11 protein-coding genes are annotated in these 12829 nt (G+C 64.3%); 6 read left to right on the top strand and 5 right to left on the bottom strand.

The window, feature by feature from the left end; all coding sequences use genetic code 11:
• Positions 1 to 38 precede the first annotated feature (38 nt).
• Together MKZ40_RS02740 and MKZ40_RS02735 are read right to left on the bottom strand one after the other, a co-directional pair.
• Positions 39 to 1205, bottom strand: coding sequence for an acyl-CoA dehydrogenase family protein (locus MKZ40_RS02740; RefSeq protein WP_175088601.1), 1167 nt, complete (start codon positions 1203 to 1205; stop codon positions 39 to 41).
• 65 nt (positions 1206 to 1270) lie between these two features.
• The gene (locus MKZ40_RS02735) at positions 1271 to 2851 is read right to left on the bottom strand and encodes a CoA-acylating methylmalonate-semialdehyde dehydrogenase (protein WP_175088600.1); all 1581 of its coding nucleotides are present in this window, start codon (positions 2849 to 2851) and stop codon (positions 1271 to 1273) included.
• Between the two features lie 296 nt (positions 2852 to 3147).
• Here MKZ40_RS02735 and MKZ40_RS02730 point away from each other — a divergent pair, with 296 nt between their 5' ends.
• The 3 genes from MKZ40_RS02730 to MKZ40_RS02720 all read left to right on the top strand — a co-directional run bounded on the left by MKZ40_RS02730 (position 3148) and on the right by MKZ40_RS02720 (position 6742).
• Complete coding sequence (locus tag MKZ40_RS02730) at positions 3148 to 3669, top strand: MerR family DNA-binding transcriptional regulator (RefSeq protein WP_348994677.1); 522 nt, start codon at positions 3148 to 3150, stop codon at positions 3667 to 3669.
• A gap of 383 nt (positions 3670 to 4052) precedes the next feature.
• A complete protein-coding gene (locus MKZ40_RS02725; protein WP_175088682.1) occupies positions 4053 to 5750 on the top strand; it encodes an AMP-binding protein in 1698 nt (565 codons plus the stop codon).
• Positions 5747 to 6742, top strand: a complete 996-nt coding sequence (locus MKZ40_RS02720) for a class I SAM-dependent methyltransferase (RefSeq protein ID WP_175088599.1) — start codon at positions 5747 to 5749, stop codon at positions 6740 to 6742. Before MKZ40_RS02725 ends, MKZ40_RS02720 begins: the two co-directional genes overlap by 4 nt.
• Before the next feature lie 439 nt (positions 6743 to 7181).
• On the opposite strand, the gene MKZ40_RS02715 is transcribed toward MKZ40_RS02720, so the two are convergent.
• Genes MKZ40_RS02715 through MKZ40_RS02705 form a run of 3 tightly spaced genes read right to left on the bottom strand, consistent with a single transcriptional unit; the run spans position 7182 to position 9654 of the window.
• A complete protein-coding gene (locus MKZ40_RS02715; protein ID WP_175088598.1) occupies positions 7182 to 8144 on the bottom strand; it encodes a biotin-dependent carboxyltransferase family protein in 963 nt (320 codons plus the stop codon).
• On the bottom strand, positions 8141 to 8887 hold the full coding sequence (locus tag MKZ40_RS02710; protein WP_175088597.1) for an allophanate hydrolase subunit 1: 747 nt from the start codon (positions 8885 to 8887) through the stop codon (positions 8141 to 8143). The genes MKZ40_RS02715 and MKZ40_RS02710 overlap by 4 nt, the downstream gene beginning before the upstream one ends.
• Complete coding sequence (locus MKZ40_RS02705) at positions 8887 to 9654, bottom strand: 5-oxoprolinase subunit PxpA (RefSeq protein ID WP_054555509.1); 768 nt, start codon at positions 9652 to 9654, stop codon at positions 8887 to 8889. The genes MKZ40_RS02710 and MKZ40_RS02705 overlap by 1 nt, the downstream gene beginning before the upstream one ends.
• Before the next feature lie 283 nt (positions 9655 to 9937).
• On the opposite strand from MKZ40_RS02705, the gene MKZ40_RS02700 reads away from it, so the two are divergent.
• The 3 genes from MKZ40_RS02700 (at position 9938) to MKZ40_RS02690 (ending at position 12655) form a co-directional block, all read left to right on the top strand.
• A complete protein-coding gene (locus MKZ40_RS02700) occupies positions 9938 to 10378 on the top strand; it encodes a VOC family protein (RefSeq protein WP_054555510.1) in 441 nt (146 codons plus the stop codon).
• A gap of 132 nt (positions 10379 to 10510) precedes the next feature.
• Positions 10511 to 11422 carry a LysR family transcriptional regulator gene (locus MKZ40_RS02695; protein WP_175088596.1) on the top strand — a complete coding sequence of 304 codons (912 nt, stop codon included), beginning with the start codon at positions 10511 to 10513 and terminating at the stop codon, positions 11420 to 11422.
• A 213-nt stretch (positions 11423 to 11635) separates the two neighbouring features.
• Positions 11636 to 12655: a TRAP transporter substrate-binding protein gene (locus tag MKZ40_RS02690; protein ID WP_175088595.1), complete on the top strand. Its 1020-nt coding sequence runs from the start codon at positions 11636 to 11638 to the stop codon at positions 12653 to 12655.
• Positions 12656 to 12829: the final 174 nt, after the last annotated feature.

Below are 12829 nucleotides of genomic sequence, written 5' to 3'. Positions count from 1 at the left end.
AAAGATGGTAACCAATGACAAATGAAGTAGAGGTGGCGTTACGCCAGCGACTCGATCATGCCCGGGGTCAGAAGACGGCGCGCGATGATCAGACGCATGATCTCGTTGGTGCCTTCCAGAATCTGGTGCACACGGGTGTCACGCACCAGCCGCTCCAACGGATACTCGCGGATATAACCGTAGCCGCCATGCAGCTGGAGTGCCTGATTGCAGACCTCGAAACCCATGTCGGTGGCGAAGCGTTTGGCCATCGCACAGTGAGCGCTGGCCTCGGCGTCGCCCTCATCGAGCTTGAAGGCCGCCAGCCGCACCAGGGTGCGCGCCGCGGTCAGTTCGGTGACCATGTCGGCCAGCTTGAACTGCAGAGCCTGGAACTGGGCCAGCTCGCGCCCGAACTGCTTGCGCTCGCCGAGATAATCCCGCGACAGCTCCAGCGCCTTCTGGGCCGCCCCCAGTGAGCAGGTGGCGATGTTGATGCGACCACCATCCAGCGCCTTCATCGCGAAGCGGAAGCCCTCGCCCTCCTCGCCCAGACGATTGGCCGCCGGGACCCGCACACGATCGAAGCTCACCAGCCGGGTCGGCTGGCTGTTCCAGCCCATTTTGTCTTCTTTCTTGCCGTAGCTGATGCCTTCGGCGTCAGCCGGCACCACGAAGGCCGAGATACCCGCCGCGCCGCTGTCCGGCTCGCCGGTGCGCGCCATCACCACCAGCACGTCCGTGGCGCCGGCACCGGAGATGAACATCTTGGAGCCACTCAGATAGTAGTCATCGCCCTCACGCTCGGCGCAGGTACGCAGGCTGGCGGCATCACTGCCGCTGCCCGGCTCGGTCAGGCAGTAGGAGCCGAGCTTGTCGCCCGCCACCATCGCCGGCACCCACTGCTCGCGGCAGCTCTGTGTGGCGAAACTGGCGATCATCCATCCCACCATGTTGTGGATGGTGATGTAGGCGGTGGTCGAGATGCAGCCAGTCGCCAGCTGCTCGAGAATGATGGAGCTGTCGAGGCGCGGCAGGCCCAGGCCGCCGTGCTCCTCGGGGACGTAAAGCCCCATGAAGCCGGCCTCGCCCGCCTTGCGAAGTGTCTCGATGGGGAAGTGGGCCGTGGCGTCCCACTCGGCGGCATGCGGGGCAAGCTCGGCATCCGCGAAGGCACGCGCCCCCTCCTGGAGGGCACGCTGGTCATCGGTCAGCGAAAAGTTCATGCAGCTGCCTCCTGTTGTCCTTGTTCTGTCGGCCCGGGTCTACCGCCCGGGCCTGTCAAAGCGGCTCAGCGCATTTGAATAGAGAAGTTGGGCTGATTGCCCTCCGCCGGCGCGTCATCGAACCAGCGCGCCGTCACCGTCTTGGTCTCGGTATAGAAGCGCACCGCCTGCTTGCCATAGGCATGCAGGTCGCCGAAGAAGCTGCCGCGCCAGCCGGTGAAGGAGAAGAACGGCAGCGGCACTGGAATCGGCACGTTGATGCCGACCTGACCGACCGCGATCTCGTTCTGGAAGCGCCGCGCCGCGCCGCCGGAGCGCGTGAAGATGGAGGTGCCGTTGCCGTAGGGGTTGTTGTTGATCAGCTCGATGGCCTCGGACAGGTCCGCCGCCTCCATGCAACACAGCACCGGTCCGAAGATTTCCTCGCGATAGAGCACCATCTCCGGCGTCACCCTGGAGAACAGACACGGCCCCAGCCAGTTGCCGTCGGGGTAGCCCGCCACCGAGACACCGCGGCCATCCAGCAGCAGCTCGGCACCTTCCTGCTCGCCCTGCTGGATCCAGCCGGTCACGCGCTCCAGCGCCTGCGGCGAGATCAGCGGCCCGTAGCTGGCGCCCTTGTCATCCCAGGCGCCCGGGCGCACCTCGGCCAGCGCATCGCGCACCCGCTCGATCAAGGCCTTCGAATCACCGACGAAGACCGCCACCGAAATCGCCATGCAGCGCTGACCCGCCGCGCCGACACTGGCACCGACCAGCGCATTCACTACCTGGTCCGCCGGAGCGTCCGGCATGATCACCATGTGATTCTTGGCTCCGGCGAAGCACTGGGCGCGCTTGAGGTTGTCGGTAGCGGTGCGATAGATGTGCTGCCCCACAGGCACCGAGCCGACGAAGCTGACGGTGCGCGGAATCTCGTGGGCGAGCAGATGATTGACCTGATCGCGCCCGCCCTGCACCACGGTCAATATGCCCTCGGGAGCCCCCGCCTCCATGAACAGCTCCGCCAGCCGTAGCGTGGTCAGCGGCACCTGCTCGGAGGGCTTGAGCACGAAGGCATTGCCACAGGCGATGGACAGCGGGAACATCCACAGCGGTATCATGGCGGGGAAGTTGAACGGCGTGATCCCCAGGCAAACCCCAAGCGATTGGGTCACGGAATAGCTGTCGATGCCGGTGGCGACATTCTCCACCGTCTCGCCCATCAGCAGGCTGGGGATGTTGGCGGCATGCTCGACCACCTCGATGCCGCGCCACACATCACCCTTGGCGTCCTCGAAGGTCTTGCCTAGCTCGTGGGAAATGATCTCGGCCAGCTCGTCATGATGCTGCTTGAGCAGATGCTGATAGCTGAGCATCAGACGGGCGCGGGTCGGCACCGGCGTGTTGCGCCAGCGCTGGAAGGCCTGTTCGGCGTGCTCCAGCGCCTCATCCAGCTCACTCAGCGGTGACAGGGGCACGCGGGCGATCTCGCCGTTGGTGGCCGGGTTGGTGACGCTCAGGTGCTGATCGGCGCGACTTTCGACAAACTGACCATTGATCAGCTGTGGCAGCACCAGCGGCGCGCCGTCACCGGCGACGACGGCGCGCAGGCGTGACAGCAGATCCAGTGAACCGGTAGAGGGCGTGAGAGATGTCGATGACATGGCGTGGCATTCCTGTGGCTGTTGTTATTGGGAGGAAGACAGTGTGTCAACAGAGTCGAAGTCATCAGGCAGACCCGTTTCGCAGAACCGGGCCGTCCTGCAGAACCCGGCAAGCCGAGACTGTGATCTGACTCAACCTAGCATCTGCTTGGTTGGCTGCAAATACTATTCCCCTTTACGTTAACGTAAACAATGCTAGTCTGTAGAAAATTCACGGCCAGACGCCGCTGGCACCCACTGCGCCAGGGAGCACTCCCCTCTCCCTGGCGTGCACAGCATCCGGAGCGGCAGCGCCCATGACAGATACGATGATGACCCCGAGTCCTGACCCCAGATCCCGAGCAACGCCTGATGGCACGAGGCACGACGCCGGTACGGAGTCCCTGCTGAGCACCACCAGCACCAGCGATGCCATCCGTCCGACCCAGCGCACCTGGAGCATCGGCGAGCTGGCACGGCATTTCGACGTGACCACGCGCACCATCCGCTTCTACGAGCAGGAAGGACTGCTGCACCCGGAGCGACGCGGTCAGACACGCGTCTATCGCGACAAGGACCGCGTGCGTCTCAAGCTGACCTTGCGCGGCAAGCGACTGGGCTTCTCGCTGGCCGAGATTCGTGAAGTGGTCGACCTCTACGACGCCGCCGACGGCGGTGGCGAGAAACAGCTCACGCGCCTGCTTGGCATTCTGAGCGAAAAGCGCGAGGGCCTTGAGCGTCAGCTGCGCGATCTCACCGCCATGCAACGTGAGCTGGATGACGTCGAGACACGTGCCCGCGAAGCCCTCGCCCGCCTGGCTGGCGACAGCGAGAGCTGATTGGAGTCCATAACGGCAGAACCCACTCGCGCCAGCAACAGCTATATAACTGACAGTTATATAAATAACAGCCATACAAGTGACAGCGACTAGACTGTCCATGGAAAACTGCCCATCAGGAGAACATTCACCCCGGGAGTGACCAGCGCCTCGCGAGTGCGGGCGACAGCAGGCTGCCGGAGAGCAGCGCGTCGCCCGCTGACCAAGCGACTCACGACACGACAGCACGACCAGACGACAAAAACGAAAAGAACGACAACACAGCGTCACCGCCTCCCTGAGGCGGCTCCCCCTGACAAGCCTTGCCTCACCAATAACAATCAAGGACACAGGAAAGCATCATGTCACAGGACGCCATCGCCACACGCCAGCCTGCCAGCGAAATGACACGCGCAAGCCGGTCAGTCAGCTATCTCAGCACCACCTCCGACACGCCACTGATGGGAGAAACCATCGGTGATTGCCTTGATCGCATCTGCGCGCGCTGGCCCGAGCGCGATGCCCTGATCAGTCGCCATCAGGGACTGCGCTACACCTGGGCCGAACTGCACGCAGAGGTCGAGCGCGTGGCGCGCGGCCTGCTGGCGATGGGCATCGAGCGCGGCGACCGCGTCGGCATCTGGGCGCCCAATCGCGCCGAATGGACGCTGATCCAGTACGCCACCGCCAAGATCGGCGTGGTGCTGGTCAATCTCAATCCGAGCTATCGTGGCCATGAACTGGCCTACGCCCTCAAGCAATCCGGCGCGGCGACGCTGATCTTCCAGTCTCGCTTCAAGGCGTCCGACTATGTGACGATCCTCGAGGAGCTGTTCCCTGAGGCCAAAGAGGCCCGCGGTCGTGATGGCATCCACAATGGCGCGCTGCCGGACCTCAGGCGCCTGATCTGCTTCGAGGCCGAGGATGCCCTGCCCGGCATGCTCAACTGGCAGGATGTGCTCAGCGGAGCCGATAGCGTCTGCGTCGAGACACTCAAGGAGCTGCAGGCCAGCCTGACCTTCGATGACCCGATCAACATCCAGTACACCTCCGGCACCACCGGCGCCCCCAAGGGCGCGACCCTCTCGCATCACAACATCCTCAACAACGGCTTCTTCGTCGCCGAGCGCATGAATCTCAGCGAGCACGACACGCTGGTGATGCCGGTGCCGCTCTATCATTGCTTCGGCATGGTGATGGGCAATCTGGGCTGTCTGACCCACGGCGCCGCCATCGTCTATCCGGAAGCGGGCTTCGATCCGCTGGCCACCCTGCAGGCAGTCAGCGAGGAAGGCGCCACCGCGATGTTCGGCGTGCCGACGATGTTCATCGCCGAACTCGAACACCCGCGCTTCGCCGAATTCGACCTCACCAGCCTGCGCACCGGCACCATGGCCGGCTCCATCTGCCCCATCGAGGTGATGCGACAGGTCATCGAGCGCATGCACATGCGCGAGGTCACCATCGCCTACGGCATGACCGAGACCAGCCCGGTCAGCTTGCAGACCACGCGTGAGGCGCCACTGGACAAGCGCGTCTCCACCGTCGGCACCCTGCATCCGCATCTGGAGATCAAGATCATCGACCCTGACAGCGGGCGCGTGGTGCCAGTCGGCGAGAAGGGCGAGCTGTGCACGCGAGGTTACAGCGTGATGCTGGGCTACTGGAACAACCCGGAGGCCACCGCCAAGGCCATCGATGCCGGCCGCTGGATGCATACCGGCGACCTCGCGACGCTGGATGAAGACGGCTACGTGACGATCGTGGGACGTATCAAGGACATGATCATCCGCGGGGGCGAGAACATCTATCCGCGCGAGATCGAGGACTTCCTCTACACCCACCCTGCGGTGTCGGATGTGCAGGTGATCGGCGTGCCCGATGAGCGGTATGGCGAGGAAGTGATGGCATGGGTCAAGCTCAAGGACGGCGAGCAACTCGATGAACCGACGCTCAAGGCGTTCTGCCAGGGACGTATCGCTCACTTCAAGGTGCCGCGCTACATCAAGTTCGTGGAGGAATTCCCGATGACCGTGACCGGCAAGATCCAGAAGTTCAAGATGCGCGAGGCCGCGACACAAGAGCTGGGGCTGGCCAGGTGAGTACGTCACGTGAGGGGGAGGATGACACTCCCGCCACACGCCACCTGAGCAGCGCTCGTCAGCAGGTCGCCCACTATGCGGCGAGTCATCATCATGCGGCCCTCGACGAGGCGCTCGAGACGCTGATCGATGCCCACCCGAGCGGCGAACTACCGGTCATGGCACTGGCCGGGCTGGACCAACTGCACCTGGGTGGCGTGACGGGCACCCGCGAGCTGCTGGCCCTCGCCCGGCTGGAACCCCAGTCGCGGGGGCTTTCGATGCTCGAACTCGGCGCAGGCCTCGGCGGGCTGGCGCGACATGTTGCCAGCCAGTCGCGTGACACCGGCGCTGACCATCACATCACCACGCTGGATCTCTCGAGCAGCCTCTGCGAGCTGGCAATCGCCCTCAACCGGGCCACCGGACTGCGCGAGTCGATTCGCGTGCTGGAGGGCGACGCCTGCTACCCCGAGTTGCATCCGGCACTGTCGGGTCGCCGCTTTGATCGCCTCTTCAGCCAGCACCTGCTGGTGCATCTGAGCGACAAGGCCAGCACGCTCACGCAGTGGCATGACTGTCTCGAGCAGGATGGCTACCTCCTGCTGCACGAGCCGGTGCTCAGCGTGCAGGCGCAGGCGTTTGGCGAGCGTCCTGCCCTGCCACTGCCGTGGGCACTGTCACCGCGCGGCGACCAACTGGCCAGTTGCGAGGAGCTGCATGAGGCAATGGCCAGCAGCGGCTTCGAGGTCGATGCCCATGTCGAGCTGACCGATCAGGTGCTGAGCTGGCAGGCGCGCCGCATGCGCGAGAGTACCGGCGAGCAGCCCATCGCCTACCGCGAGGACGCGCCTGCGCCCTCGCCGGCCATGCTGGCCGCCCGCGGCCTGACGCCGGAACTGGTCTTCGGCCCGGCCTTTTCCCTGATGCAACGCAACCTGATGCTGGCCCTGGAAGCCGGCTGGCTGGAGGTTCACCTGTGGCGCCTGCGCAAGCGTTCTGCCAGGCAGTGAAGGGCGCGATGAATCAGCAGAACTCACCGCAGGGATGTGACGAGAAAAAATTAGGAAACAGCGCTCGCAAATGACTGGCATCCGCCTGCCTCAACCGTTATTCTTGCCAGTACAGTCCCGTTCGGGGGATAAGCCGTTCGTTACCCGTCAGCATGTGAGGGTAATGTGCCCGACATGATGACCGCATTGCTTCGTGTTTCATCGATACCCACGAGTCAGTGCAACGTTTCCCGATGCTCGCGCAACGTTTCTCCGGGAATCTGTTCATCAAGGGCGTGATCTGATCAATCACTCCCAACAGCATCAAAGATTCCCTCACGGGAAAACCGAAAGGGCCTCCACTTGGAGGCCCTTTTTTTGTCTGCGCGCTTAGATCCAGTGGCTCAGGTCTGTACGTTTTGGCCTGCAGGCGTCGAGCTGAAAGATACGCTGAGGCGCATCAAGACTGCCAGCCGGCCAGCACCTCGAGGTGATCACGACGCGCCTGACCCGGCGTCGCGGCCGCCAGTCGCACCCGGGTACCCGGCACACATTGCCCGAGCCGTGCGCAGGCCAGTGGCGTCAGCGCGCCAAGGCGCGGGTAGCCGCCGATGGTCTGGCGATCATTGAGCAATATGATGGGCTGGCCATCGGCCGGCACCTGCACGGCGCCCAGCGGGATACCCTCGGACACCATGCCCGCTCCTTCACGCTCGAGACGCGGGCCGGTCAGGCGCACGCCCATGCGATCGGCTCGCCCATCCACTGCCCATTCGCTGTTGAAGGCGCGATAGAGGCTGTCGCCACTGAACTCGGCGATCTGCGCCCCCACGACCAGCGGCAATTCGAGCGCCTCGCCTTCCTCGGGGGGCAGCGACTGCTGCCATGCCTGTGCCGACGCCGGCAGCTCGCGCAGCGACAGCTCATTGCTGGCAGCCGTCAGCACATCACCGCTGGCCAGGGCTCGCCCTTCGCCATCCAGCCCGCCGAGGCCGTCGCGCACCGTGCTGGCGGCGCTGCCCAGCACCGGGGCGACATCCAGGCCACCGGGGAAGGCCAGATAGGCGCGCAGCCCGGCGACGGGACGCTCGAACTTTAGCTGCTGTCCGCAGGCTACCTCGAAGGCCTGACCCGGCGCGAGCACCTCGCCGTCGAGGGTCGCGGCCAGGCCCGCGCCGCACAGCGCCAGGGTGCCGGCCTGTTCGACCTTGAGCAGCAAGCCGCCGCCCATGGTGATCTCGAGTCCCGGCGCATCATGGGCGTTGCCCAGCAGCCAGTTGGCCCAGCCCAGCGACACCCAGTCCGCCGCGCCACCCTGGGTCACACCCAGATGACGCACGCCCAGACGGCCAGCGTCCTGCACCAGTGCCAGGGCACCGCTGCGCTCGACGCGCAGCGTCGTCTTCGTCTTCACGTCGCTCATGCGCGTTCCTCCAGCGGGGTGACATCGCCGCCCAGGCGAACGAATTCCTCTCGGCTCACGGAGACAAAGCGCACGCGATCACCGGGCATGAAGCGACTGGACGGTTCACCGGCTTCATTGCGCCCGAACAGGGTGATGGGCGTACGGCCCAGGATGTTCCAGCCACCGGGAGAGCGAGACGGGTAGATCGCGGCCTGACGGTCGGCGATGCCGACGCTGCCGGGGGCGATCTTCTGGCGCGGCGTCTTGAGACGCGGCGTGGTCAGCGCCTCTTCCAGCACGCCCATGAAGGCGAAACCGGGCGCGAAACCGAGGGCGAACACGCAGTAGTCATGCGCCCCGTGGCGCTCGATCAGCGCCTCGACACTGATGCCCAGCCGCGCGGCGATCGGCGCCAGCTCCGGCCCGACACTGTCGTCATACCAGACGGGCACTTCATGCAGCTGTCCCTGCTGGCCACTGCCCGGCGCGAGATCCGCCAGCGCGGCCTGGATGCGGGCACGCGCCTCGCCTTCTTCCAGCGCGGCCACATCGTAGTGCAGCAGCAGCGTGGTGTAGGACGGCACCAGATCGACCAGCGCCGCGCCGAAGGCCTCACGCAGCGCACTGTCGGCGGCCAGCACCCAGGTCATGTTGGATTCCTCGATGCGATCGAACAGCCGGATGATCAGCGAGTCCATGCCGACGGTCTCGAGGCGCAGTTGCGGTGACGTGCCACGGCCGTGGCTATCAGCCCCCGCCATCAGGCACCCGCCAACGTATCGAAGGCTTCACGGATGGCGCGCACCGCGGCCACGGACTCGGCGTTGTCACCGTGCACGCACAGCGTATCGGCGGACAGCACCAGGTCACCGCCGCTGCTGTCGGTCAGCGCTTCACCACGTGCCAGCGTCACGGACTGGGCGATGATCACCTCGCTGTCATGATGCACGGCGCCCGGCTCACGGCGCGATACCAGGTGGCCGCGTGAATCGTAGGCGCGGTCGGCGAAAGCCTCGAACCACAGCGTGATGCCCATCTCGTCGGCCAGTGCCTGCATCGGCGCGGGGTTGGCGGTCGCCATCACCATCAGCGGCAGGCTGGCGTCATAGCGCACCACGGCCTGCATGACGGCGCGCAGCAGCGTCGGGTCGGCGGCCATGTCGTTGTAGAGCGCACCATGCGGCTTCACGTACTGGACACGAGTGCCCTCGGCGCGACAGATGCCATCCAGCGCGCCGATCTGATAGAGCAGCATGTCCTCGACTTCGGCAGGCGAACACGCCATCGAGCGACGACCGAAGCCTTGCAGGTCCGGGTAGGCCGGGTGCGCGCCGATGCGCACGTCATGCTTGACCGCCAGACGCACGGTGCGGCGCATGATGGTGGGGTCGGAAGCGTGGAAACCACAGGCGATGTTGGCGCAGTCGACGAAGGGCATGACCTCTTCATCCAGACCGATCTTCCAGTTGCCGAAGCTTTCGCCCATATCGCAGTTGAGCAGGGGGAGGGAGGGGGCAGAGCGGGACATAGCAAAACCTCACAGGTCAGATCTTGTGTGTTGTTATGCCTCCACTCTATGTAAGGGGCCGCCTTGGTATCCAATCGTATTTTATGATTCGTCATATCGGTGAAATCTTTCATCATCTTGCGCCATGAAAGCACCGGCCGTGTATCGCTTGCCCGACAGAGCGCGTCATGCTTCTGTCTTGGGCGAGCCGAGCAGTGGCGGCAGGGCCTGTCTCCCCGCCCACCGCCTGTCTGAAGTCACGCTTTGCTCAGCCGAATCCCCCTACAACAACAGGAGTTTCACCATGGCCGTCAGCGATCCGTTCCACCTCGCCATCCAGGTCCGCGATATCGCCGAGGCACGCCGCTTCTATGGCGAGTTTCTGGGCTGCCCCGAGGGCCGCTCGTCCGACAGCTGGGTCGATTTCGACCTCTATGGCCATCAGTTCGTCTGTCACCTGAATCCGGCGCTGGCCGACCCGGCAAGCGCCGTCGCTCAGCACCGCAATCCGGTCGATGGCCATGGTGTGCCGGTGCCACACTTCGGTGTGGTGCTGGAGATGGACGCCTGGCAGGCACTGGCGGACCGCCTCATCGCCGAGGGCGTCACCTTCGAGATCGAGCCCCATATCCGCTTCAAGGGCGAACCCGGCGAACAGGCGACGATGTTCTTCCTCGACCCCACCGGCAATGCGCTGGAATTCAAGGCCTTCAAGGACCGCGAGAGCCAGCTGTTTCGCAAATGACCTGAGCGACCCGCGCAGGCGCCCGAGCCCACGCCCGGTCTGACGCGGGCCGGGCCCCGTGATGAAAGCTGACGCCTCGCGCTGCATGCGGCAAGATGGGCGGTCACAACGATTCATCACGGGGCATCTGCCATGTTCGACTTCAAGGAACTCGAGGCCTTCGTCTGGGTGGTCCGGCTTGGCTCGTTCCGCAAGGGCGCGACCAAGCTTCACTTGACCCAGCCCTCCATCTCGGACCGCATCAACCGCCTGGAAGCCACCGTCGGCGAATCCCTGCTGGAACGCGCCACCCGCCCCATCCAACCCACCCTGCGCGGGCGTGAGTTCTTCGCCCACGCCGAGCGCCTGCTCAGTGGCCGCGACGAGGCCATGCGCCTGTTTCAGGAAGAAGGCGCCTTCTCGGGCACGCTGCGTCTGGGCGTGATCGAGACCATCGCCAACAGCTGGTTTCCCGCCTTCATGCGCCAGCTGGCCGAACGCTATCCCAAGCTGACGCTGGAAATGACCGTCGATATCTCGCCCTCTCTGCATCAGCGTCTGGCCGACAATGATCTCGACATGCTGTTCGCGATGGACAGCGCCGCCATGGGGCCCTACGCCACCCAGACCCCGCTGTGCACCTTCGAGATGGGCATGTTCGCCTCACCGGCCCTCGCCGAGCAGCTGGCCGAGGATGACGAGCGCTTCGCTTCCACGCCATTCATCTCCTTCAGCAAGCAGGCGCGCCCCTATACCGAGCTGGTCAGCTATCTGTCGGACCAGGGCATCACCCAGCCCAAGGTGCACTGCACCAGCACCCTGATGACCATCCTGCGCATGAGCAGCGAAGGGCTTGGCATCGGCGTACTGCCGGTCGCTACGGTGGAGGATGTCATCAGCCACGGCGAACTGGTGCGCCTGCCACTGAAGACTCCATTGCCGCCAATGGTCTATGAAGCCATCTGGCGCAATGCCAACTATCCCGATTTCTGTGCCAGCGTGGCACGCCTCGGCTGCCAATGTGCCGAGACCTACTCGCAGCAACACGCGCATTCCACTCCCTGATCAGACCGCCTGTCATGCGCTGAGTCAGGGTTGATCGCGCCCCGCTCCGCATCAGACCAAGGTCTAACAATATCGCCAAAGGCTTTCATGCGACGACACTATGAAAGATTTCATCGATACTGCGAATCAGAATTAACGATTGGACGGGATGGCCCGTCGCTTGAAGAATGAAATTGTCTGCCGACAACATTCAATAATAATGAGGAACAAGACATGCGTAAGCCCAACGATTCCCTCACTCGCAAGACCCCGACAGTCAAGTCCTTCGCCTGGCTGGCGACAGTGGGTGCCCTGGCCTTCAGTGGCTCGGCACTCGCGGCACAGTGGAACCTCGCCACTCCGTATGGCGATGCCAGCTTCCACACCAAGAACACCAAGCAGTTCGCCGAGGAGGTCACCGAGGCCACCGATGGCGAGCTGACCGTGACCGTGCACAGCGGCGGTTCCCTGATCTCCCACGGCGAGATCAAGCCTTCCGTGCGTCGTGGCACCGTCCAGGCCGGTGAAATCTTCCTGTCGATACTCTCCAACGAATCGCCGGTCTACGAGCTGGACACCCTGCCGGGCGTCGCCTCCAGCTACGAAGAAGCCTTCGCCCTCTGGCAGGCCTCCAAGCCGGACATCACCGAGCTGTTCGCCAAGGAAGGCCTGATGCCGCTGTACGCGGTCGCCTGGCCGGCCCAGGGTATCTACACCGACTTCGACCTGTCCGACGTCTCCCAGCTCAAGGGCCTGCGTATCCGCGCGCCCAACATCAACACCCAGCGCTTCGTCGAGAACGTCGGCGGCAAGCCCACCGAGACCGAAGAAGCCGACATCCCCACCGCCTTCAGCACCGGTCGTGTCGACGCGATGATCACCTCCAGCTCCACCGGCAAGTCCATGTCGGCCTGGGATTACGTCAAGCACTACAACGACGCCAAGCTGTGGCTGCCGAAGAACATCGTCTTCGTCAACAAGCGTGCCTTCGATCGCCTCGACGAGAGCACTCAGCAAGCCGTGCTTGATGCCGCCAAGGCCGCCGAGACCCGCGGCTGGGAAGCCAGCAAGGCTGATGCTGCCGAGAGCGCCAAGGTGCTGACCGAGAATGGCTTCACCATCACGGAGCCCGACGCCAAGCTGGCGGAAGACTTGAAGGCCGCCGGTGACAAGCTGTTCCAGGACTGGAAGTCGCGTGCCGGTGAAGAAGGCCAGCAGCTGCTCGAGCGCTACCGCGCAGATCTGGATGCCTGAGATCCGCTCGCAAGCCCGACTGCCCGGCGCTGAATGCTGGACATGTGGCCAAGCGCATCGACCGTGCACTGCCTGAGCAACGTCTGAGCATTGCCTTGCCTGAGCGCTGCGGATGTCCTGACTGACCCCAGCTGCAGCGTTGCTATCCCGCCACGCGGTACGCCACTCGAGACT

This window comes from Cobetia sp. BMC6 (genome assembly GCF_029991385.1).
In the GTDB taxonomy this organism is placed as follows: Bacteria; Pseudomonadota; Gammaproteobacteria; order Pseudomonadales; family Halomonadaceae; genus Cobetia.
The sequence above is the reverse complement of the archived record's forward strand: the minus strand, read 5'-3'. Positions and strand labels throughout refer to the sequence as shown.

Excerpts from the sequence above, each read along its gene's own strand:
- MKZ40_RS02740 (WP_175088601.1), bottom strand. The coding sequence starts at position 1,205 with ATGAACTTTTCGCTGACCGATGACCAGCGTGCCCTCCAGGAGGGGGCG.
- MKZ40_RS02735 (WP_175088600.1), bottom strand. The coding sequence starts at position 2,851 with ATGTCATCGACATCTCTCACGCCCTCTACCGGTTCACTGGATCTGCTG.
- MKZ40_RS02730 (WP_348994677.1), top strand. The coding sequence starts at position 3,148 with ATGACAGATACGATGATGACCCCGAGTCCTGACCCCAGATCCCGAGCA.
- MKZ40_RS02725 (WP_175088682.1), top strand. The coding sequence starts at position 4,053 with ATGACACGCGCAAGCCGGTCAGTCAGCTATCTCAGCACCACCTCCGAC.
- MKZ40_RS02715 (WP_175088598.1), bottom strand. The coding sequence starts at position 8,144 with ATGAGCGACGTGAAGACGAAGACGACGCTGCGCGTCGAGCGCAGCGGT.
- MKZ40_RS02710 (WP_175088597.1), bottom strand. The coding sequence starts at position 8,887 with ATGGCGGGGGCTGATAGCCACGGCCGTGGCACGTCACCGCAACTGCGC.
- MKZ40_RS02705 (WP_054555509.1), bottom strand. The coding sequence starts at position 9,654 with ATGTCCCGCTCTGCCCCCTCCCTCCCCCTGCTCAACTGCGATATGGGC.
- MKZ40_RS02700 (WP_054555510.1), top strand. The coding sequence starts at position 9,938 with ATGGCCGTCAGCGATCCGTTCCACCTCGCCATCCAGGTCCGCGATATC.
- MKZ40_RS02695 (WP_175088596.1), top strand. The coding sequence starts at position 10,511 with ATGTTCGACTTCAAGGAACTCGAGGCCTTCGTCTGGGTGGTCCGGCTT.
- MKZ40_RS02690 (WP_175088595.1), top strand. The coding sequence starts at position 11,636 with ATGCGTAAGCCCAACGATTCCCTCACTCGCAAGACCCCGACAGTCAAG.